General features: G+C 69.2%; 23 protein-coding genes and 1 tRNA gene. 10 read left to right on the top strand and 14 right to left on the bottom strand.

Annotated elements, in window-relative coordinates:
• Positions 1-28: 28 nt before the first annotated feature.
• The 4 genes from AB0A61_RS02095 to AB0A61_RS02080 all read right to left on the bottom strand — a co-directional run bounded on the left by AB0A61_RS02095 (position 29) and on the right by AB0A61_RS02080 (position 2,858).
• Entirely contained in the window at positions 29-859 is an 831-nt protein-coding gene (locus AB0A61_RS02095; protein WP_361284605.1) for an MBL fold metallo-hydrolase, read from the bottom strand.
• A gap of 73 nt (positions 860-932) precedes the next feature.
• Positions 933-1,802 (bottom strand): NUDIX hydrolase, encoded by an 870-nt coding sequence (locus tag AB0A61_RS02090; protein WP_361284602.1) that lies wholly within the window; start codon positions 1,800-1,802, stop codon positions 933-935.
• 433 nt (positions 1,803-2,235) lie between these two features.
• Entirely contained in the window at positions 2,236-2,700 is a 465-nt protein-coding gene (locus AB0A61_RS02085; RefSeq protein WP_361284599.1) for a RidA family protein, read from the bottom strand.
• Complete coding sequence (locus AB0A61_RS02080) at positions 2,697-2,858, bottom strand: DUF4177 domain-containing protein (RefSeq protein ID WP_003975360.1); 162 nt, start codon at positions 2,856-2,858, stop codon at positions 2,697-2,699. The genes AB0A61_RS02085 and AB0A61_RS02080 overlap by 4 nt, the downstream gene beginning before the upstream one ends.
• A 72-nt stretch (positions 2,859-2,930) precedes the next feature.
• Between AB0A61_RS02080 and AB0A61_RS02075 the strand changes: the two genes are divergently transcribed.
• Together AB0A61_RS02075 and AB0A61_RS02070 are read left to right on the top strand one after the other, a co-directional pair.
• A complete protein-coding gene (locus AB0A61_RS02075) occupies positions 2,931-3,908 on the top strand; it encodes an ArsA-related P-loop ATPase (RefSeq protein ID WP_361284596.1) in 978 nt (325 codons plus the stop codon).
• A complete protein-coding gene (locus AB0A61_RS02070) occupies positions 3,905-5,389 on the top strand; it encodes an ArsA family ATPase (protein ID WP_361284593.1) in 1,485 nt (494 codons plus the stop codon). The genes AB0A61_RS02075 and AB0A61_RS02070 overlap by 4 nt, the downstream gene beginning before the upstream one ends.
• Positions 5,390-5,647: 258 nt before the next feature.
• On the opposite strand, the gene wblA is transcribed toward AB0A61_RS02070, so the two are convergent.
• Complete coding sequence (wblA, locus tag AB0A61_RS02065) at positions 5,648-5,986, bottom strand: transcriptional regulator WblA (protein WP_361284590.1); 339 nt, start codon at positions 5,984-5,986, stop codon at positions 5,648-5,650.
• Positions 5,987-6,482: 496 nt separating this feature from the next.
• Here wblA and AB0A61_RS02060 point away from each other — a divergent pair, with 496 nt between their 5' ends.
• The 3 genes from AB0A61_RS02060 to AB0A61_RS02050 all read left to right on the top strand — a co-directional run bounded on the left by AB0A61_RS02060 (position 6,483) and on the right by AB0A61_RS02050 (position 9,936).
• Positions 6,483-8,762: a transglycosylase domain-containing protein gene (locus AB0A61_RS02060; RefSeq protein ID WP_361284587.1), complete on the top strand. Its 2,280-nt coding sequence runs from the start codon at positions 6,483-6,485 to the stop codon at positions 8,760-8,762.
• Between the two features lie 194 nt (positions 8,763-8,956).
• A complete protein-coding gene (locus AB0A61_RS02055; protein WP_361284584.1) occupies positions 8,957-9,463 on the top strand; it encodes a hypothetical protein in 507 nt (168 codons plus the stop codon).
• An 89-nt stretch (positions 9,464-9,552) separates the two neighbouring features.
• Positions 9,553-9,936 carry a LuxR C-terminal-related transcriptional regulator gene (locus tag AB0A61_RS02050; protein ID WP_361284581.1) on the top strand — a complete coding sequence of 128 codons (384 nt, stop codon included), beginning with the start codon at positions 9,553-9,555 and terminating at the stop codon, positions 9,934-9,936.
• Between the two features lie 294 nt (positions 9,937-10,230).
• On the opposite strand, the gene AB0A61_RS02045 is transcribed toward AB0A61_RS02050, so the two are convergent.
• Positions 10,231-10,695, bottom strand: coding sequence for a GatB/YqeY domain-containing protein (locus tag AB0A61_RS02045; protein WP_361284578.1), 465 nt, complete (start codon positions 10,693-10,695; stop codon positions 10,231-10,233).
• Positions 10,696-10,823: 128 nt separating this feature from the next.
• On the opposite strand from AB0A61_RS02045, the gene AB0A61_RS02040 reads away from it, so the two are divergent.
• The 4 genes from AB0A61_RS02040 (at position 10,824) to AB0A61_RS02025 (ending at position 13,412) form a co-directional block, all read left to right on the top strand.
• Positions 10,824-11,750 (top strand): metallophosphoesterase, encoded by a 927-nt coding sequence (locus AB0A61_RS02040; protein ID WP_361284575.1) that lies wholly within the window; start codon positions 10,824-10,826, stop codon positions 11,748-11,750.
• A gap of 132 nt (positions 11,751-11,882) precedes the next feature.
• Complete coding sequence (locus AB0A61_RS02035) at positions 11,883-12,668, top strand: Pr6Pr family membrane protein (RefSeq protein ID WP_361284572.1); 786 nt, start codon at positions 11,883-11,885, stop codon at positions 12,666-12,668.
• A gap of 32 nt (positions 12,669-12,700) precedes the next feature.
• Positions 12,701-12,774, top strand: a tRNA-Pro gene (locus AB0A61_RS02030).
• A gap of 239 nt (positions 12,775-13,013) precedes the next feature.
• Complete coding sequence (locus AB0A61_RS02025) at positions 13,014-13,412, top strand: DUF488 family protein (RefSeq protein ID WP_361284569.1); 399 nt, start codon at positions 13,014-13,016, stop codon at positions 13,410-13,412.
• Between the two features lie 36 nt (positions 13,413-13,448).
• Here AB0A61_RS02025 and AB0A61_RS02020 read toward each other — a convergent pair whose 3' ends face one another.
• Both AB0A61_RS02020 and AB0A61_RS02015 read right to left on the bottom strand, forming a co-directional pair.
• Complete coding sequence (locus AB0A61_RS02020) at positions 13,449-13,931, bottom strand: hypothetical protein (protein ID WP_361284566.1); 483 nt, start codon at positions 13,929-13,931, stop codon at positions 13,449-13,451.
• A gap of 86 nt (positions 13,932-14,017) precedes the next feature.
• Positions 14,018-14,308, bottom strand: a complete 291-nt coding sequence (locus tag AB0A61_RS02015) for a hypothetical protein (protein WP_361284563.1) — start codon at positions 14,306-14,308, stop codon at positions 14,018-14,020.
• A gap of 171 nt (positions 14,309-14,479) precedes the next feature.
• Between AB0A61_RS02015 and AB0A61_RS02010 the strand changes: the two genes are divergently transcribed.
• The gene (locus AB0A61_RS02010; protein WP_361284560.1) at positions 14,480-14,848 is read left to right on the top strand and encodes a hypothetical protein; all 369 of its coding nucleotides are present in this window, start codon (positions 14,480-14,482) and stop codon (positions 14,846-14,848) included.
• A 73-nt stretch (positions 14,849-14,921) separates the two neighbouring features.
• Here AB0A61_RS02010 and AB0A61_RS02005 read toward each other — a convergent pair whose 3' ends face one another.
• From AB0A61_RS02005 to AB0A61_RS01980, 6 genes are all read right to left on the bottom strand, one after another.
• The gene (locus AB0A61_RS02005; protein ID WP_361284557.1) at positions 14,922-15,533 is read right to left on the bottom strand and encodes a hypothetical protein; all 612 of its coding nucleotides are present in this window, start codon (positions 15,531-15,533) and stop codon (positions 14,922-14,924) included.
• A 262-nt stretch (positions 15,534-15,795) separates the two neighbouring features.
• Complete coding sequence (locus tag AB0A61_RS02000) at positions 15,796-16,416, bottom strand: hypothetical protein (RefSeq protein ID WP_361284555.1); 621 nt, start codon at positions 16,414-16,416, stop codon at positions 15,796-15,798.
• Between the two features lie 11 nt (positions 16,417-16,427).
• The gene (locus AB0A61_RS01995; RefSeq protein WP_361284552.1) at positions 16,428-18,266 is read right to left on the bottom strand and encodes an alpha/beta hydrolase; all 1,839 of its coding nucleotides are present in this window, start codon (positions 18,264-18,266) and stop codon (positions 16,428-16,430) included.
• Positions 18,267-18,416: 150 nt separating this feature from the next.
• On the bottom strand, positions 18,417-18,695 hold the full coding sequence (locus AB0A61_RS01990; protein WP_361284549.1) for a hypothetical protein: 279 nt from the start codon (positions 18,693-18,695) through the stop codon (positions 18,417-18,419).
• A 449-nt stretch (positions 18,696-19,144) separates the two neighbouring features.
• Positions 19,145-20,542, bottom strand: a complete 1,398-nt coding sequence (locus tag AB0A61_RS01985) for a HAMP domain-containing sensor histidine kinase (protein ID WP_361284546.1) — start codon at positions 20,540-20,542, stop codon at positions 19,145-19,147.
• Positions 20,539-21,210 carry a response regulator transcription factor gene (locus AB0A61_RS01980; protein WP_361284543.1) on the bottom strand — a complete coding sequence of 224 codons (672 nt, stop codon included), beginning with the start codon at positions 21,208-21,210 and terminating at the stop codon, positions 20,539-20,541. The genes AB0A61_RS01985 and AB0A61_RS01980 overlap by 4 nt, the downstream gene beginning before the upstream one ends.
• Between the last annotated feature and the right edge of the window lie 101 nt (positions 21,211-21,311).

Genomic DNA, 21,311 nt, shown 5'->3' with positions numbered 1-21,311 from the left:
CCCGGCTTGATGCCGGAGCAATCCCCGGTCAGATGAGCCCATGCTCCCGCAGGTAGTCCAGCTGTGCCCGTACCGACAGCTCCGCGGCCGGCCACAGGGAGCGGTCCACGTCGGCGTACACGTGGGCGACGACCTCGGCCGGGGTGCGGTGGCCGTCCTCGACCGCCGTCTCGACCTGGGCGAGCCGGTGGGCGCGGTGGGCGAGGTAGTACTCGACGACGCCCTGGGCGTCCTCCAGGACCGGGCCGTGACCGGGGAGAACCGTGTGCACCCCGTCGTCGACCGTGAGCGAACGGAGCCGACGCAGAGTGTCCAGGTAGTCGCCGAGGCGGCCGTCCGGGTGCGCCACGACCGTGGTCCCGCGGCCCAGGACGGTGTCGCCGGTGAGGACGGCCCGGTCGGCCGGGACGTGGAAGCAGAGGGAGTCCGCGGTGTGCCCGGGCGCCGGTACGACGCGCAGCTCCAAGCCGCCCACCTTGATCACGTCCCCGGCGCCCAGGCCCTCGTCGCCGAGCCGCAGCGCCGGGTCGAGCGCCCGCACGTCGGTGCCGGTGAGCTCGGCGAAGCGGGCCGCGCCGTCCGCGTGGTCCGGGTGGCCGTGGGTGAGCAGGGTCAGCGCGATGCGTTTGCCGGCCTGCTCGGCGGTGTCGACGACGGCGCGCAGGTGGCCCTCGTCCTGCGGCCCCGGGTCGACCACGACGGCCACGTCGGAGCCGGGCTCCGAGAGGATCCAGGTGTTGGTGCCGTCCAGGGTCATGGCGGAGGGGTTGGGCGCGAGGACGTTGACGGCCCGCGCGGTGGCGGGGCCGGAGAGAACGCCGCCCCGGGGCTGACCGGGAAGCGCTGCTGCGTCCGTCATGCGAGGGGACCTTCCTGGACGTGGTGCGGGCGGGGGCCGTCCTGGACGTGGTGCGGTCGGGGGCCGTTCGGTGTCATGCCGGAGCCGTCCCGGTCGGGATGTGCTTGGTGAACTCCTCATGGCCGGGCCAGGACAGGACGATCTCGCCGTCCACCAGGCGGGCACTCGCGAGCACGGGCGTCAGGTCGCGGGTCCGTGCGGCCACGAGTGCCTCGGCGGCGGTGGCGTACGGGATGAGCTGGCGCAGGGTGGCGATGGTGGGCGGCATCATCAGCAGCTCGCCCCTGTCGTACGAGGCCGCCGCGTCCTTCGGGCGGATCCACACGGTGCGGTCGGCCTCCGTGGAGACGTTCCGGGTGCGCTGTCCCTGGGGGAGGGCGGCCACGAAGAACCAGGTGTCGTAGCGGCGGGGTTCGAACTCCGGAGTGATCCAGCGGGTCCAGGCGCCCAGCAGGTCGGAGCGCAGGGCCAGGCCCCGGCGGTCGAGGAACTCGGCGAAGGACAGTTCGCGGGCGACCAGGGCCGCGCGGTCGGCCTCCCAGTCCGGGCCCGTGGTGTCGCCGACTACGGAGTCCGGCGTGGGCCCCGCGAGGAGCACGCCCGACTCCTCGTACGTCTCCCGGACGGCCGCGCAGACGATCGACTGGGCGGCGTTCTCGTCGACGCCGAGGCGGTCCGCCCACCACGCGCGCGTGGGACCGGCCCAGCGGACCTGGTGGTCGTCGTCGCGGGGATCGACGCCGCCGCCGGGGTACGCGTACGCGCCTCCGGCGAAGGCCATGGAGGCGCGTCTGCGCAGCATGTGCACGGCGGGGCCGGCGCCGTTGTCCCTCAGGAGCATGACGGTGGCCGCGCGCCTGGGCACGACCGGGGTGATCGTGCCGTCCGCGAGCGCGCGGATGCGGTCCGGCCAGTCCGGGGGAAACCACTGCCCATTCGCCATGGGCGGAGGCTATCCCGTGGCGCGCGAATGTTCGAGAGGTACCCGAGGCCGGCGACCTCACGCCCCGTCCCGGGGCGCGCACCGGGACTCATCACGGACGGCCGGGCCGACCAGGGCGGCAAGCGGCCGACACCACCGGACCGCTGAAGGGCCTGGTGCGGCTGGGGCCGATCGCGGGGCGGACGTACACGGCACGGCCGATCGTGGACCGCGGGGTCGTCCGCTAGCCGGGGTCGGCCCCGGACCGGAATCGGCCGCGAACCGGAGTCCGCCCCAGGCCCGCATCAGCCACAGGCCCACCACCACGCCCACCCGAGCACGGCGACGGACCGACAACGGCATCAGCCACCAGCTGCGGCAACGGCCTCCGTCACCAGCTGCGGCAACGGCACCCGCCACCCGCCCCGACGGGCCGGACACCGTGCGGACGTGGTCAGGGAAGCAGCTCGACCTGGATCTCCACCTCGACCGGGGCGTCCAGCGGCAGTACGGCCACACCGACCGCGCTCCGGGCGTGCACGCCCTTCTCGCCGAGGACCTCGCCCAGCAGCTCGCTCGCGCCGTTGACGACACCCGGCTGGCCGGTGAAGTCGGCGGCCGAGGCGACGAAGCCCACGACCTTCACCACGCGCGCGATGCGGTCCAGGTCACCGACGACGGACTTGACGGCCGCGAGGGCGTTCAGCGCGCAGATGCGCGCCAGCTCCTTGGCCTCCTCAGGGGTGACCTCCAGGCCCACCTTGCCGGTGACCGGCAGCTTGCCCTCCACCATGGGCAGCTGGCCGGCGGTGTACACGTACGGGCCGGACTGCACGGCCGGCTGGTAGGCGGCCAGCGGCGGCACGACCTCCGGCAGCGTCAGGCCCAGTTCGGCCAGTCTCGCCTCGACCGCGCTCATGCCTGCTTCTCCCGCTTCAGGTAGGCCACCAGTTGCTCGGGGTTGTTCGGACCGGGCACGACCTGGACGAGCTCCCAGCCGTCCTCGCCCCAGGTGTCCAGAATCTGCTTCGTGGCGTGGACGAGCAGCGGCACGGTTGCGTATTCCCACTTGGTCATGTGGCCGACTGTAGTCGCTGTTATCCACAGCCTCCCGCGTAGCCCGTGCGCGGACTGGTTAGGCTCGAAGGCGTGAGCAGGCTCCAGGTCGTCAGCGGCAAGGGCGGGACCGGCAAGACGACGGTCGCCGCCGCCCTCGCGCTGGCCCTGGCCACGGAGGGGAAGCGGACGCTCCTCGTCGAGGTCGAGGGTCGGCAGGGCATCGCACAGCTCTTCGAGACAGAGGCGCTGCCCTATGAGGAGCGGAAAATCGCGGTCGCTCCCGGGGGCGGGGAGGTGTACGCACTGGCCATAGACCCCGAACTGGCCCTGTTGGACTACCTCCAGATGTTCTACAAGCTGGGCAGCGCCGGCCGGGCCCTGAAAAAGCTCGGCGCCATCGACTTCGCCACCACCATCGCGCCCGGCCTCAGGGACGTGCTGCTGACCGGCAAGGCGTGCGAGGCGGTGCGCCGCAAGGACAGGACCGGACGTTTCACGTACGACTATGTCGTCATGGACGCGCCGCCGACCGGACGCATCACCCGCTTCCTGAACGTCAACGACGAGGTGGCCGGGCTCGCCAAGATCGGCCCGATACACAATCAGGCGCAGGCCGTGATGCGAGTGCTGAAGTCGGCCGAGACGGCCGTGCACCTGGTGACGCTGCTGGAGGAGATGCCCGTCCAGGAGACCGTGGACGGCATCGCCGAACTGCGCGCGGCGCGTCTGCCGGTGGGGCGCATCATCGTGAACATGGTGCGGCCGCAGGTGTTGGACGCCACCGACCTGGAACTCGTACGCACTGTTCCGCGTACCACCGTCGCCCGGTCCCTGTCCTCCGCCGGGCTCGGCGGTGCACGGCGCGGCGGGAACGCCGAGCGGCTGGTGGATCCGCTGTTGGTGCAGGCCGAGGAGTACGCCGAGCGGTACTCGCTGGAGCAGGAGCAGCGGTCCGTCCTCGGCGAGCTGGGCCTGCCGCTGCACGAACTGCCGCTGCTCGCCGAGGGCATGGACCTGGCGGGCCTGTACGAACTGGCGACCGAGCTGCGGAAGCAGGGGATGTCATGAGCCCGGACCCGGCCCACGCGCGGGAGACCGCCCCTGCGGCCTCCGCCCACGCGCGGGAGAACGCACCCGCGGCCTCCGCCCGGGCGCAGGAGACCGCGCACACGGCCTCCGCCCCGGGGCAGGAGACCGCGCGTTCCTCCGCTCCCGCCCACGACGGCACCCGGCGACTGGCGCCGACGCGCCTGCTCGACATCGATCCGCTGCTCGACGACCCGAACACCCGGATCGTGGTGTGCTGCGGCTCGGGCGGGGTCGGCAAGACGACGACGGCGGCGGCCCTCGGGCTGCGCGCCGCCGAGCGCGGCCGCAAGGTCGTGGTCCTGACCATCGACCCGGCCCGCCGGCTCGCCCAGTCGATGGGCATCGACTCGCTCGACAATGTTCCGCGCCGGGTGAAGGGCACCGAGGGCGACGGCGAGCTGCACGCCATGATGCTCGACATGAAGCGCACCTTCGACGAGGTCGTCGAGGCGCACGCGGACCCGCAGCGGGCGGCCGCGATCCTGGCCAACCCCTTCTACCAGTCGCTCTCGGCGGGCTTCGCGGGCACGCAGGAGTACATGGCGATGGAGAAGCTCGGGCAGTTGCGGGCCAGGGACGAGTGGGACCTCATCGTCGTCGACACACCGCCGTCCCGCTCGGCCCTGGACTTCCTGGACGCGCCGAAGCGGCTCGGCTCCTTCCTGGACGGCCGGCTGATCCGGCTGCTGACGGCCCCGGCGAAGCTGGGCGGACGTGCCGGGATGAAGTTCCTGAACGTCGGCATGTCGATGATGACCGGCACCCTCGGCAAGCTGCTGGGCGGTCAGCTGCTGAAGGACGTACAGACCTTCGTGGCCGCGATGGACACGACCTTCGGCGGCTTCCGCACGCGCGCGGACGCGACGTACAAGCTGCTCCAGGCGCCAGGGACGGCATTCCTGGTGGTCGCGGCCCCGGAGCGGGACGCGCTGCGCGAGGCCGCCTACTTCGTGGAGCGACTGGCCGCCGAGAGGATGCCGCTCGCCGGTCTGGTGCTCAACCGGGTGCACGGCAGCGGCGCCGACCAGCTGTCGGCCGAACGGGCGCTCGCCGCGGCCGAAAATCTTGAGGAGCCCCGCATTGTGGATCAGGGGGACGGGAAAGCTGGACTTCGTAACTCTCCCGACACGTACGGAAGTTCAGAGACTGGCGCGTCTTCTCTCCCTTCGCCCCCCTCACCCGGTTCTCCCCCGTCCGAGGCACCCACTCCCGACGAGGACTCCCCCACACAGCCGTCCGTCGACGAGCTCACCGCAGGTCTGCTGAGGCTGCACGCCGAACGCATGCAGTTGCTCTCCCGCGAGCAGCGCACACGTGACCGCTTCACCGCACTGCATCCCGAGGTGGCGGTGGCCGAAGTCGCGGCGCTGCCCGGCGATGTGCACGACCTCGCGGGGCTGCGGGACATCGGAGACCGGCTCGCCGAGCACCGGCGCGAGCTGCCCGAGACAACCGTCTGACGTCGGGTGCGGCATCGATGCGCCGTCGGTGCGGCATCCTTGCGTCACCTGACGCAGCGTGAACACCGCCGACCTGCACGGAACGGCCGGCGTACGCACGCCGAACCGCGACGTGCCCGTGCCGTGGCCCTGGCGGGCCACCCACAAAGACGTACGACCCGCCCGCACGATGTACGACCCGCCCGAGGATGCGCGGGGACCGAGGAGGGTTCCCTCGGGTGACCGAGGGGGTGCCCTCAAGCGACCGGAGGGGCCCGCTCAGCTCACGGCCGCGTAGGTCTCGTACACCTGGTCGTCGTCGAGGGAGACCAGGCCCGCCCCGCGCTCGTACTCCAGTCGGGCCGTCTCGAGCAGCCTGCGCCACGAGGTGACGGTCGGCCGCCTGCGCAGCAGTGCGCGGCGCTCGCGCTCCGTCATGCCTCCCCACACGCCGAACTCGACGCGGTTGTCCAGCGCGTCGGCCAGACATTCGGTGCGTACCGGGCATCCGGTGCACACCGCCTTGGCCCTGTTCTGCGCTGCTCCCTGAACGAACAGTTCATCCGGATCGGTAGTGCGGCAGGCAGCCTGCGCACTCCAGTCGGTTACCCAGCCCATACCGGCGCCGTCCTCTCCCGAATCGAGGCTCCCCCACGGCGGCAGCGGCATATTCACCGCCGCCAGTTGAGGACGTTACGGAAGGTGGGCACAGCGCAACACCCCCTTCGGGCCCAATCTTGAATGGCCCGAACGGACTATGGGTAAGCGGCAGATCACCCGCGGGAGTGAGCTGACGACATGCGCGACATTCCCGGCATAACGGGACGTTTCCATTGCGCCACAACGGACGCCAGGTGGCACACGAGGCGAATTCGGGCACGCATCTCAACACATCCTCGCGCCGCCTCACGACGCGCCGGTGACGCATCCTCAACGCGCCCTCGGCACGCATCGACGCGCTCTTCGCGCGCCTCGGCAAAGAAAGTCGTGAAGATCCGGAACGTTTCGAGGTCGCCGGACGTATTGATACGTGGCCGCACAGCTGTGACAGTTGAGAGCAGCTTAGGCCAAGGCATATACGTCTGTCCGGCGAATGAGAACGTAGGCTGCCCTCATGCCAAAGAAGCGCTCGGGCGGAGGTCTGTCGCCAACGCAGCAGGCCGCGAAGTTCCTCGGTGTCAGCGTGCTCGCGGGAGCAGTCCTGGCCGGCATCGCACTGCCCGCGGCCGGCGCACTCGGCCTGGCCGCCAAGGGTTCGGTCGAGGGATTCGACGACATCCCGGCCAACCTCAAGCGCCCGCCGCTCAGCCAACGCACCACAATCCTGGACAACCAGGGCAATCAGATCGCGCAGGTCTACTCCCGCGACCGTACGGTGGTCGACCTCAAGGACATCTCGCCGTACATGCAGAAGGCGATCGTCGCAATCGAGGACTCGCGGTTCTACCAGCACGGCGCGATCGACCTGAAGGGCGTCCTGCGTGCCCTGAACAAGAACGCGCAGAGCGGCGGCGTCGCCCAGGGCGCCTCCACGCTCACCCAGCAGTACGTGAAGAACGTCTTCATCGAGGAGGCCGGCGACGACCCCACGAAGGTCGCGCAGGCCACCCAGCAGACCCTGGGCCGCAAGATCAAGGAACTGAAGTACGCGATCCAGGTCGAAAAGGACCTCGGCAAGAAGAGGATCCTCGAGAACTACCTGAACATCACGTTCTTCGGCGAGCAGTCCTACGGCGTCGAGGCCGCCTCCCAGCGCTACTTCTCCAAGCACGCCAGGGACCTCAACCTGCAGGAGGCGGCTCTGCTGGCCGGCATCGTCCAGTCGCCGAGCCGCTACGACCCGGTCAACGACGAGGCCGAGGCCACCAAGCGGCGCAACATCGTGCTGCAGCGCATGGCCGAGGTCGGCGACATCTCCCAGGCCGAGGCCGACAAGGCCAAGAAGGCGCCACTGGGCCTGAAGGTCACCCAGCCGCGCAACGGCTGCATCACGGCGGTCAAGGGCGCGAGCTTCTTCTGCAAGTACGTCGAGCAGGTCTTCCTCAACGACCCGGTCTTCGGCAAGACCCGTGAGCAGCGGGCCAAGGTCTGGAACGAGGGCGGTCTGACCATCCGCACGACACTGGACCAGCAGTCCCAGGAATCCGTGCAGACCTCCCTGAAGGACCACGTCTACCAGTCGGACAAGGTCGCCGCGGCGGCCGTGCTGGTCCAGCCCGGCACCGGCAAGATCGTCGCGATGGGCCAGTCCAAGCCGTACGGCTACGGGAAGAACGAGACCGAGTACAACTTCGCGGTCGACCGGGACATGGGCGGCTCCAACTTCGGCTTCCCGACGGGTTCTACGTTCAAGCCGTTCGTGGCGGCCGCCGCGCTGGAGCAGGGCAAGCCCCCGACGCAGGAGTACTCGTCGCCGAACAAGATGGAGTACCCGGGCCCGGTCCAGACGTGCGGCAGCCATCCCTGGGTGAACCGCAGCCACGAGGTGGTGCCGAACGAGTCCGCCTCGGAGGTCGGCCCGTACCGCCTCAAGGAGGCGATGGCCAAGTCGGTCAACACCTACTTCGTGCAGATGATCACCGACATCGGCCTGTGCCCGGTGATGAAGATGACCGACGCCCTGCACGTCGTACAGGGCAACGGCGACAAACTGCCCGAGGTCCCCGCGATCGCCCTCGGCGCCAAGGGCATCTCGCCGCTGCGGATGGCGGCGGCGTACGCCACCTTCGCCGACCGCGGCGTGTACTGCACGCCGATCGCCATCGAGGCGATCACACAGAAGGTGGGAAACCGGCAGAAGTCACTCCCGGTGCCCAAGTCGGCGTGCACGCGGGCCATGTCCGAGAAGACCGCGGACACGATCAACACGCTGCTGCAGGGCGTCGTCGACTCCGGTACGGGCCAGCAGGCCGGTCTCACCGACCGTGACAACGCGGGCAAGACGGGTACGACGGACGAGCGCAGGAACGCGTGGTTCGTCGGCTACACGCCGAACATGTCGGGCGCGGTGTGGGTGGGCAGCGCCACCCAGAAGGTGAAGATGTACAACATCGACATCGGCGGTGAGTACCACGACCTGGTCTACGGCGGTCAGGTGCCGGGCCCGATCTGGCGGGACGCGATGACCGGCGCCCTGGAGGGCAAGGACTCGCCGTCCTTCAACCTGGTCGACATCCCGGACGAGGACGCCAAGGGCAAGGACAAGGGGAAGCACGACGGGGACAACGGCGGCCTCATCGGTGGTCTCATCGGCGGCCTGACCGGCGGCGCCAATGGCGGCAAGCACGGCGGCGCCACCAACGGCGGCACTTTCCCCAAGCCGACCTTCTCCTTCCCGGCGGGCTTCATCCAGGGCCCGACCGGCGGGAACACCAACGGAGGCCGCAAGAATTAGCGTCCGGTATCCGCATCGGCCGGGATGGACCTGGCGATGCCGGACACCGGCCGGCGCAGTCCGGGCGCCGATCTGACGCATTTACGCCAATCCCCCGAAATGGGCATTCTCCCCAGCGGGATCCGTGGAGCATTCATCCGCGGCTCCTCCAGGGAGGTGCCCATTTCCATTTGCCGCTTCACGTGGAGGGGAACATGAAACTCCGAACCCGCATCGGCACTGCCCTGGGCACGCTGGTCAGTTCCCTCGCGCTCGTCGCCGGTGGCGCGAACGCCGCCTCGGCCACCGCGCCGGCCTGCGACAACTTCGGATGCGACGGCCACGATCCGAACATCCAGACCTGGCAGACCGGCCCCTTCAGCCCGTACGGCCCCTATGACCTCGGCGGCTCGTTCTCGTACGAGCTGCGCTGGGGGAAGACGGACGGGGACCAGTACAGCTGGGGCCGCCTCGAATTCTTCAGCGGCTCGGACGAAGGCAAGTGGAACGTCTACGTCCAGCGCTGCACCAAGGACCACTCCACCTGCTACTGGCGACTGGGCCTGAAGAAGGGCGGTGCGTCGGGCTGGACCTCGAAGGTGCCGGGCGCGGCGAACCTCTACTACACGCGCACCCCCATGTACTACAACCCGTCGGGCTACGAGATGCGCGCCTGCGTCGAGGACGCGTCGGGCACCCAGCACTGCGCTCCGTGGTACTAGTGCCCCGGCAGGCGACCGACCGCCGAGTGCGGTAACCGTCGGCCGGTGAGCGCACCGGAGGCGCAATAACGCCACCCCGTAGACCCCCTTTGCCGTTGTTTGTCGCCATTGATTCAGCTGTCCGGGACGGCAAACGCTTCCTAAAATGGGCGGCAAAAAGGCAGCAATCGACTGCGACGGGGGTAGGCGAATTGACCACAACGCCTGAATCTGACACCGGTGCGCCTCACATAGACGCCGATGACCGGGAAATCCTGAACCTGTTGTACGCCGGGTTGAACGACGCGTCCATTGCCCGGCAGTTCGGCCTGGGACACCGAACGATCCAGCGCAAGGTACAGCGGCTCATGGAACGACTGCAGGCCAACGGCCGCGTGGCCCTGGGTGCCCGCGCCCAGGAACTGGGCCTGCTGCACCACCCGCACAGACCGCCCCGAACCCGGGGGATACCGCCGTGCGGCACTCCACGGTGACGTGCAGCGGGGCCGACCGTGACGGGGGCCGGCCTCAAGCCGGACCACCCGGGGGGCTGGTGAACGGGAACGCATCGGCGTCGGGCGGGCGGACGGGATGCGGTCGGACCGCACGCCGTCCGCCCGTCCGCCCGGGCCACGCATCCGCGCATCCCGCTTATGCAGTACGCCGGCCGGCGCGGCCCGCAGGGAGCACGGGGCCGCGCCCGGGCTGCTCCCCAGCCTCAGTCTCAGCCTCCGCCGCGCCCTCAGTCTCAGCCTCAGCCGCGTCAGTCTCAGCCTCAGCCATTTGCCTCAGCCGGCGAGGATCCGCTTGACGATCGCGGCGACGCGCCCGCCCTCGGCCAGCCCGGCCACCTTCGGGTTCACGATCTTCATGACCGCACCCATGGCCCGCGGCCCCTCCGCACCGGCCGCCCGGGCCTCCGCGACGGCCTGCGTGACGATCTCGCTCAGCTCCTCGTCGGTCAGCTGCTTGGGCAGGTACGCGGCAAGGACCTCACCCTCGGCCTTCTCCCGTTCGGCCTGCTCTGCCCGACCGCCCTGAGCGAAGGCCTCGGCCGCCTCGCGGCGCTTCTTGGACTCCTTGGTGATCACCTTGAGGACCTCGTCGTCGGAGAGCTCACGCTTCTCCTTGCCGGCGACCTCCTCCTTGGTGATCGCGGCGAGCGTCAGCCGGAGCGTCGAGGAGCGGAGCTCGTCGCGCTCCTTGATCGCGGCATTGAGGTCTGCGTGCAGCTTGGACTTGAGCGTGGTCATGGGTTTGATTGTCGCAGGTACGGTGAGGAGGCCGCGCGCCGATTTCGTGGCCCCCGCCAGTGTGTTGGCCCTTCCGCGATCCGGCGGATGATTTCCGCTGCACTGCATGCGCCTGACACGATGGAGTCATGCGCGCGCGATACGGAGTACCCCTGGGCATCACTGCGGCAGCGACCGCCGGTCTTCTCTACTCGGCGGGGATCGAGGTCCGCTCGTTCCGGCTGCGCCGGGTCACCGTGCCGGTCCTGCCCTCGGGCATGCGCCCCCTGCGCATCCTTCAGGTCTCCGACATCCACATGGTCGGCGGTCAGCGCAAGAAGCAGCGCTGGCTGCGTTCGCTGGCCGGGCTGCGCCCGGACTTCGTGATCAACACGGGCGACAACCTCTCGGACCCGGAGGGCGTACCTGAGGTCCTGGACGCGCTCGGCCCGCTGATGGATTTCCCCGGGGCCTATGTCTTCGGGTCCAACGACTACTACGGCCCCAAGCTGCGCAACCCCGCCCGTTACCTGTTGGAGAAGACCAGCGGCCGGCACGGCCTGAACGGCAACCCTCCCGCGGTAGGGGTGATCCACAACCCGTGGGAGGACCTGCGCGACGGCTTCGACGCGGCGGGCTGGCTCAATCTCACCAACACGCGCGGCACCCTGAAGGTCGAGGGCGTTTCGGTGGAGCTGACGGGCCTGGACGACCCCCACATCAAGCGGGACCGCTACGCCCGGGTGGCGGGCGGCCCCTCGGGCGAGGCGGACTTCTCGATGGGCGTGGTCCACGCCCCGTACCTGCGCGTACTCGACGCCTTCGCGGCCGACGACTACCCCCTGGTCCTGGCCGGTCACACGCACGGCGGCCAGCTCTGCATCCCCTTCTACGGCGCGCTGGTCACCAACTGCGACCTGGACACGGACCGCGTGAAGGGCCTGTCCACCCACACGGCCGAGGGCCGCACGTCCTACCTGCACGTATCGGCCGGCTGCGGCACCAACCGCTACACCCCGGTCCGCTTCGCCTGCCCCCCGGAGGCGACGCTGCTGACGCTGGTGGGGCGGGAGTAGCCGACGCCGGTGGGGCGGGAGCAGGGGCACGTCCCCGATCCCCAAACCCATCTCCCGACGCGTCGCCCGAAGCATCGCCCGAACAGACTGCCCGAATCGCCCGATTTGCCCCACGCTCCCTAGCGTGAGGGCATGACCGCCCCGATACCCAGGGACATACCGGATCTCCCCGCGATACCGGGCATGTCCCCCCTCCTGCCGTCTGCCGTCCCCGCCACCGCCGTCGTGGCGCCCCTACGCCGCCCCTGGACAGGGATCTACCGCCTGCTGGTCGCCCTGGCTGCCGCGGCGGCGGTGACCGTCGAAGCGCTCCTCGGCACTCCGGCCCACGTCCTGAGCCACTTCGCGATCCAGAGCAACATCCTGCTGGCCATGGTCCTCGCCCTCTCCGCCCGCCGGGCATGGACCGCGCGCCGCCCGCTGCCGCCGGCACTGACCGGCGCGACTGTGCTCTACGTCACGATCGCGAGCCTGGTCTATCACCTGCTCCTGGTACAGACGTCCCCGCCGTTCTCCCTCACGGACGCGCCCGGCGTCCACACGGTCTGGCAGGCACTGGCGACCCAGATCCTGCACACGGTGACACCGATCGCCGCACTGCTGGACTGGCTCCTGCTGACGGCTCCCGGCGGCCTGCACCTGCGCCAGGCCGCGCCGTGGCTGCTCTACCCCATGGCCTACCTGGCCTACTGCCTGACCCGCGGCGAACTGCTCCCCCCAGGCACGCCGGGCCGCTACCTCTACCCCTTCCTGGACGTCGACCAGCACGGCTACAAGCACGTCCTGGGCAACGCCCTCCTACTCGGCCTCTCCTTCTACGCCCTGGCCGTCCTGCTGGTCGCCCTCGACCACGCCCGCCCGAACCCCATCCGCCGCCGCTCCAAAACCGGATTTCGTCTCCAGCCACCGGTGGGCTAAAGTAAACGACGTCGCCGCGACAGCAGCGGCATCGGGGTGTAGCGCAGCTTGGCAGCGCGCTTCGTTCGGGACGAAGAGGCCGTGGGTTCAAATCCCGCCACCCCGACAGTGAAGTACCAGGTCAGGGGCCTGATCCGCGAAAGTGGGTCGGGCCCCTGAGTGGTTCCTGAAGATCGTTTGGGACAGGCTGGGAGAAGATCTTGGTCGGGTTCTCCCGGGCGGTGGCCGCTGGGACTGTGTGCGGTGCGACTGAGGGCAACCGGACCTGCGCGTTCGCGAATCCAGCTCCGTAGCTGACCACGAAAACCATGGCCGGCCGACTCAACGGCCTTTAGATCACGACACATGGCAGGCCATCACTCAGCGCGCCCCCCACGGCCACGCGCACGCCCTTGCACAGCGGGTGCGAGAGTCACTCGCGGCCTCTGGTCCGCTGGGCACGAGGGCCGGCACATCGGCTCCTTCGTCGCCTCCCTCCTTGACAGCCGTATTGATGTCCTGGCGGACGTACGACTCGCGCCAATCAGCCGCAAGAAGTGCTTCGGCGAGGCCCGCCCCGCGGAGGCACTTGCCGAGGCGGGCATCGAGTACACGCGCCTGCGTGGCCTGGGGAACCCAAGTACAACCGGGCACCCTTCCTCATCGTCCGACCAGCGCCAGCAGATGGCGCGGCAGGCCCGGTCTCCGGGGCGGCCGGATGCCGCCGACCGCATGACGGATGTCCTGCTGCGCGCTGATGTCTGACGAAAGCTGCACACGGAGCAGCGGTGCAGTAGACGTTCAGTTGGTTCCGCTCGGCGAGGCAGAAGGGATCGGGGTGGTTGACGACCAGAAGTCAGACCGGACGTTCGGATCGGGGATAGAACCTCCCGCGTAATTGGGGCCGACCGTCTCAGCTGTCGGCGGCGACACAGAGGACTTGGTGACGCAGGGGGTAGCCACCTCGAAGAAGGCTTGGCCATTTCCGCCGATGAGAAGACGCACGTGGAACTGGTCGGGCGTCTCGAAGTAGGTCGCGGGGCTCTTGGCGCTCCGGTTGACGCCAAGCTGTCTGTACCCTTCGGCCTTCCAATAGCGTTCCACCACTCCCAGGAAACTCCCCCTGCGTTCCGGGGAGATGATGGTCATCACTGCTCGCCGCCGCGACACGTCACAGCTGCCCTCGGTGGACTCCCCGTGCGTCCAGTGGACGGCGGGCTGGATGGCAGCGAACGTCCCGTCAAGGATCTTGTCGGCGCGTTCCGCCGCTTCTTGCATGTTCATCTTCGGCTTCCCTCCAGCCGCCTGTTCCGAAGTACCGCATCCGGCCAAAAGCAGCAGTACTCCCAGGAGTGCGACCCTGACGCTCCTCATCGCGGCTGCTCCAAAACGATTTCGTCCGATTTCCCAACCACGATTTTGGCAATGTTATCGGCTGACATTTGATCCTTTGTTGGGGTGAAATAGTGCGAGTGCGCGTCAAACCCGCCCTCAGTCACGGGAGGGCCGTCGTCGACCAAGAAGCGTGTGGCGCCAAACGCCTTGTTCGCCGGATCGGTCCCGAACCAGATCTGGCTGGGATCGGTCTGCTGATCCTGAGCCATATAGCCGCCGATGCCCCCCACGACAGCACCGGCCGCACCACCAACGACTCCGCCCACCGGACCGCCCTGTAATCCGCTTCGGCAGTGCCCACGGCCCTGACGTCGGCGGCAGCATCGGCCCACGTCTTCGCGTCGACCCCCTGTGTGGCTGGCCTGCAGGGTCTTCTTCGAGGAATCGGTACTGATCCTCAGGTCGTCCGCCGTGCCGGCAGCGCTGGTCCACGGACCGTGGGACACGAGCTGACCGGTGAGGAGATCCCCGGTGGTACGGTCGTCGGCAACAAAATGGTCGTCACCAAGCTCCCCAACCACAACGAGGCCAGTGGCATGGGAGCCGGTGCTGCTGGTGGCGGGTCAGCGGGCACGCGGCCTCGTCATGCCGTCCCGGACGCGGCTGCGGCGCGCTGTCGATCACCGGTTGGCACGACGCCGGGCAACCGGCCGGAGCTGCTGTCGGCGGTGGAGGCCCGGATCGAGGCCGCGCTCGTCCTGGGACTCGACGCCCAGGCGGCCGTCGAACTGGAGGCCGCCCTGGACCACGACCGGCGCTCACCCTTCCGCCGGTCGCCCCTGCACAGCCCCGTGGCCGACTGTTGACGACGGTTCTCGAGCCGCGGTGGCCGCCGGGGCGCGGACGATGCGCCGCACCCCGACGGCCGGTCGGCGCCGTTCAGGAAACGACGATGTGCACGAAGGCGTTCACGGAATTCCGGCACTGGCCTCCGGTACCGTCGTCGTGCGCGTAGTAGCCGTTGTCGGAGTAACCGTCGTCCTCGTAACCCAGCTTCAGGCTGCCGCCGCGGCCGCCGACCACGTACTGCCGTCCGACCACGTTCACCAGTCGTTCCAGGTTGCCCGTCGCCCCCGGGATGGTGATCAGGCCGTGGTAGAGGTCGTTGTCCGAGGCCGGATCGACGTAACGCCTCCAGGTCTGTCCGTGACCGCCGGTCTGCACACAGCCTCCGGCGTTCACCATGACGTGGTCACCCGGGAGGAACGAGAAGTCGTACGTCGTCTCGTGCTGGGTAACGACAGGCTCGCTGATCGTGCAGTCGATCGGCAGCGTCGTGCTCCTGCAGCCCTCGCTGTACTTCACGTCCGCCGCCGACAGCACTACCGGTACCCGCCTGACGTTGCGGTTGACGGACGACGCCTGATGCGGAGCCCGCTTCGCGGCAGCCGTCGCCCGGCCGGTGCCCGCGGCCGAAGCGATGGGAGCTGTGCTCGCCACGGCGCCCGCGGCCAGGGCGGCGGCGACAACGGTCATCATGCGCTTTCTCATGCTGGGTTACTCCTCGCGGAATAGGGGTGTCGCGCCGGAGTCGGCGCCATGAGACGCAAGAGCGATACCCGGCCGTCCGACGGTGAGAAGTCCGACCGGCCCGGACTTCGCCCAGTCTGGCAACGGCCGTCCACAATCGTTTGCACCTCGTCGATACTCCATCGACAGCACGGCCCGGCATCGCGGCTTCCGCCTCACATGTGGCCGGGCTCGGCAGCGATCACATCGGTATGACGCCGCGCCGGAATTCGTTTGCCCCGGATCACCCTTCGCCCGCCGACGCTGTCGGCGAGGCCGAGGCGATCGGGGTACGCGCCGACCAGAAATCGGAGTGAACGTACGGGAGTCCCTTGGCTTCCGGGGAGTTCGGATCAAGGGGCTTCCTGGGCGCCTCGGTGACCTTCGACTCGTCGACGCACGGGGAGGTCACGTGGAAACCGGCCTGGCCCTTGTACCCGAACTCCAGGCTGACCTCGAAGCCGTCTGGCGCGGTCGCGAAGATCGCCGGCATGTCGGCACTGTTTCGCACTGACGTGATCTTGTAACCCTCCTTCTTCCAGTAGCGCTCAACGACACCGAGAAAGCCGCCACGCCGCTCGGCCGAGATGATCGTCATCACATACCGTCGACGGGTCACCGACCCGGTACCGGTGCCGTCGTTCTTGAAGTCGGTGCAGCTAGAGTCGCTCGACGGCCCCCGCATGACCTCGACCGACGGACTGATCGACTGGACGGTCGCATCGATGATCCCCTCTGCGTGATCGGCCGCTTCCTGCATGTTCATGTTCGTCTCCTGCGCCGCGCCTGCTTTCCTTCCCTCGCTTCCGCTGCTGCCGATGAGGCCACAGCCGGACACGATGAGAATGGACGCCACGAGGGCCACAGCACGAGTTTTCATCGGTATTTGTCCCAGGTCACGAGGTCAGGACGGTCCGCGACGATGGCCGCGATGTTGGCAGCGGATTCAGGGTCCTTGTCCCTGGCCGGGTTGAAGTAGTTGGAATGGGCCGGAGTCAGCCCCTGCCCGTCGACCACCGGCATCGGGCCGTCCAACACCTTGAAGCGTCTGGCACCAAACGCCTCGCTGGCCGGGTCCTTGCCGAACCAGAGGTCGTCATCGCCCTGGTCCGCGAGGTCTCCGAGGAGGTACGCACCGGCCGGGCCGCCGCCGAAGAAGCCGACGGTGCCGGCCACGGCTTCCTTCTTCGATGGCAGGTGGCTGACCGGGTCGTTCGCAGCCGCGCCCACGAACACATGGTCCTTTCCGACCCCAAGATCTTCCGCCTTGTTGACGCCGGTGCCCGGGCTCCCGACAAGGATGATGTCATCGGCTCCGGGGATTCCCCCTGGCTCCTGTGTTGCCGCGCCCACGAGGCGAGAACCGTAGCTGTGCCCGATCGCGACCAGGTGCGGATCCTTGTGATCGTTCGTCGCGGCGAGTCCGCCCATGAACGAGTTGTACGCCGGCGCGCCCTTCTCCGCGTCATGTGCGGACATGACATCCGTGTCGGACACCAGGGTGGCAGGGTCCAGGGGAGCGTCGAGCTGCGGTGCGTCGTAACCCAGCCACACGATGGATGCGCTGGACGGGTCGATGTCCCGGGCGTCGACCGCAGTGTCATAGGCGCGCTTCACATCGCCCCCGGCGAAGTCCGTGTCCAAGGCGGTACCGAGACCGGGAACATAGGCCGACACGTTCTTCGACTTGTCGGGGTTCCCGAAGGCGACGATCGCCCGACCAAGTCCCTCGTCGCCGACCCCCAACAGGTACATGGGCGGCTCTTTGGGGTCCACCAGCTGCTTCGTGGCGTTGTCCTGCAGCTGCTGCTGGATGCTCTTGAGAGCGTCCAGCTGAGTCTTGGCCTTGTCACCGTCCTCACCGGAGAGCTTGCCGATCAGGATGTCCAGGTTCTCGCGGTTGACCTCGTCCCGGACCACGGACGGAATGCCGTCCAGGTTGCCGATGATCTCCGGAAAGGCCCTCTTGTACTCGTCGCGCTGCTCATCGCTGAGGCTGTCCCACCACTTCTTGCAGTCGGCAGGCGACTTGTCCAGCGGAATGTGATCCTTGATGTACTCGCTCGCGGCCGAGCTGAGTGCGTCGGCATCGGCAGCCACGTCCGTCCACGTCTTGGTGTTGACCGTCAGCCCCGGGGCCGCCTTGAGCTTCCCTAACGCCCTGCTGTAACGGTCGTCGATCTCTGTGGCTTCCCGCACAGCATGGGCGATGCGGTCGGCGATGTCCTGGGCCTTCGCGCGGTGAGGGTTGGGGCTGCGCAGACCGGACATGTCCGGGCCGGGTCCGCGGCTGTAGATACCGTTGAACCCGGTGACTGTTCCGCCGGCGATCTTCTCTCCGCTCAGTTCGTTCTCGCCACCGGCGGGGTAGGCGACGCTGCCGGTGGCGTTCACCGTGTACGACAGCGCCTTCGCGTCCTCAAGTGCCTCGAGCAGGCGGCGACGTGGGGCGGCGATCTCGGACGAGAAACCGGTGAGTGCTCCGCTGATCAGACCGCATTCGACCTGGGTGTAGTGGAAGTTCTGCGACAGCTTGGCCAGCTGCTTCTGCGCCGCGTCCGCCGCCTCGCCCTCGTTGGCCTTCTGCAGGGCCTTGTTGATCTGCTTGTCGATGCTGTCCTTGGCCGCATCGGCCATGTCGCTGATCGCGCGATATCCGTCCGCTGCGTTCGCGTACTCGGAGGGGTTGATGGTCTGGAGTTTCTTGAGGTCCATGCGTCCGGGTCACCGGCCCTTGCCCGTGCCGCCGACGGCCGACCTTCAGCCCGGCGATCTCGGCCTTGATGGCCTCATCGGTCCTGAGCTGGTCATGCCCCACTTTTTCCAGCACGCCGGCGAGGCCGTGGCACAGCTCGCTGATGTCTTTCACGCGGCGTTCCCAGGAGTCGTGCAGCCGGAACCCTTGCCGAGCCCTGTCTGGCCGTCCTCCAGCTTCTTCAGCGCCTTGCCGATGTTGTCGCGCAGCTCGCCCACGCCTTCGCCGGCCGCGGACCACGCCTTCTTGTCGGACCGGAGCCTGCCGGAAGCGCCGCTACCGCTCGCACTCGTGCCGCCCTGGTCGCCGGGCAACTGGTTGAGCCGCATCCGTGCGGAGTGCCGTTCGGCCGCTGCGGCCTTGAGCTGTTCCCACTCCTGCCACGCCACGCGTGGTTCCCCTCCCCCATGTCGTGCGCCGCCGATTCGTTGTAAACGTGCGACCGCAACGCTGTGGTAAATCGAGAAATACGTTACAGACCGTTCATGATCTGTCCTATCCGTACCGGTCACCACGAGTGTCTGAGTATCCGTACTCAGACGGGACCAGGTCCTGGATCGGGCGGTGGGACACGGCGCCAAGCGCCCGGGTGCGCCCCGAGGGAAGAGGGAACCCGCGTGTGGCGTAGGGGTGTTGGCCCGGGGCAGATGCGAAACGTGAGAAGTGGCTTTACGGATGTTCATCCAGGCTCCGAAGACCACGACACCGCCGACGCCCAGCACGGCCCAGCGATCAGGACCGTTTGCTCACTGAACGAAACAGCGCACGACAGGCTGCCCGCACAAAGGCACCGGTCGCGGTGCGGCCGACGGCTGCCGAGTCGCCCTGGCGGACGCGGTCAGCAGGGGATGTCGAGCGTGACCTTGGCGCCGTGCCCGGTGTTGGCCGCGTGTGCGGTGCCGTCGTGGGAGGCGGCGACCGCCGCGACCAGGGCCAGGCCCAGTCCGGAGCCGGGGCTGGTGCGGCTGGCCTCGGCACGGGCGAACCGGTCGAAGGCCTTGGACAGGAACGTGGGCGGAAAGCCGGGGCCCTGGTCCGTCACGGACAATCGGAGCCGGCCCTCGGTGGCCTCGGCCTGGACCCGTACCTCGCCGTGGCCGTGGCGCAGAGCGTTGTCGACCAGGTTGGCGATGGCAGGCTCCACCCAGCGTGGGTCCACCCGCACCGCCGCCGGGACCACGGCCAGGAGGAGGGCACGGCCGTCGCGGGCGGCGGCCTTGCGGTGCCGGTCGGTTGCCGTGTGCACCAGGTCGGCCACGTCGACCGACGTGCGGCGGATCTGCTCACCGCTGCCCAGCTGCTCCAGGTCGAGCAGGGCGTTGGACAGGTCGATCAGGCGGTGCACCTCGGTGTCGACCGCACGCAGGGTCGCGGTGAGTTCCTCGCTGGTGCGGGGGCGGTGCAGGGCGAGGTCGAGTTCGGCGCGCAGCAGGGTGAGGGGGGTGCGCAGTTCGTGGCTGGCGTCGGCGATGAACCGTCGCTCGCGTTCGGTGGACGCCTCGAGGTGGTCCAGCATCCGGTTGAGGGTGTGGCCGAGGCGGGTGAGTTCATCGTCCCGGTCGGCGGGGACCGGCAGCCGGAGGCCCTGGGCGCCGTCGGCGAGGGTCGCCGCCCCGTGGCGGTAGCGCTCGACGGGGCCGAGGGCGGCGCGGGCGGTGCGGTAGCCGACGTACGAGGCGGCCAGCAGGGTGAGCCCGGAGGCGAGGCCCAGTTGTCCAAGCAGTTCACGCAGGGCCTCGTCACGATGGCCGCGTGCGACCGCGGCCACGGCGACCACGGTGGTGCCCCGCCGCCGGACGCGGGTGGCCTCCAGACGCAGCGGGTCCGGGCTGATCGGCAGCAGGGCGCCCTGGTCGCGCCGTACGGTGCGGCCGGCGGTGACGTCCTCGAACTCGGCCGCGGTGAGCAGCTGCCGGCCGCGGGCGGCCTCCCCTGCCTGCAGTACTCGCCCACCGGCGTCCAGTATCTGGTAGGTGCTGCCTGTCGGAGCGGCCGGGAGCTGTCCGCCCGTGCGCACGGCCATGGCCAGGCTGTGCTGGTAGGCCGTCAGGTCCTCGTCCAGCTGCCGGTCGAGGGCGTACTGGACGCGCCAGTAGACGAGCGCGGCGGCGCCGCAGAGGACGACCGACATGGCCAGTGCGACGGTGAGCACCAGCCGCAGCACGATCGGCATCCGCCGCATCCGGGCACGCAGGCCGCCGCCCGGCGCCACGGGCGTGCTGCCGCCCGGAGTCATGCGCCGTTCTCCAGGCGGTAGCCCTCGCCGCGCAGGGTGGTGATGCTCGCGCGGCCGAAGGCCCGGTCGACCTTGGCGCGAACCTTGGAGACATGGACGTCTATCGCGTTGCTGCGCAGGTCGGTCTCGCCGTCCCACACCTCGTCCAGCAGCCGCAGCCGGCTGACCACCTTCCCGGCGTTGCGCATCAGTACGTGCAGCACCGCGAACTCGCGCCGGGAGAGCTGTAGCTCGGTACCGGACCGCCAGGCGCGCCGGCGCTCGGGATCCAGCACCAGATCACCGACCTCCAGCCGGCCCTCGCTGTCGGTACGGCGGCGCGAGATCGCCCGCAGTCGGGCGTGCAGCTCCTCCAGCGCGAACGGCTTGACCACGTAGTCGTCGGCGCCCGCGTCCAGCCCCGCGACCCGCTCGCTGACCGCGCCTCGCGCGGTCAGCAGGATCACCGGCACGTCGATGCCCTCGCGGCGCAGGGTACGGCAGACCTCGATGCCGTCCATGCCGGGGAGCATGACGTCCAATACGACCGCGTCCACCCGCGGGTCGCGGGCGGCCTCCAGCCCCGAGGGCCCGTCGTGGCGGCCCTCCGCGCTGTGGTCGGACTCCTGCAGATAGCGGACGACCAGCTCGACCAGGCGTGTCTCGTCGTCGACAACCAGGAAGTGCACGCCGGACAGCGTAATCGGACGGGTTCGCGAAGCCGGACGCCCCGGCCCCCGGCCAATGGCCCCGATCGCTTGGCGTCGGGGTCTTCGGCCTCAGTCCGGTT

This window comes from Streptomyces sp. NPDC046197 (assembly GCF_040646295.1).
In the GTDB taxonomy this organism is placed as follows: Bacteria; Actinomycetota; Actinomycetes; order Streptomycetales; family Streptomycetaceae; genus Streptomyces.
This window is presented reverse-complemented; position numbering and strand designations above follow the sequence as displayed.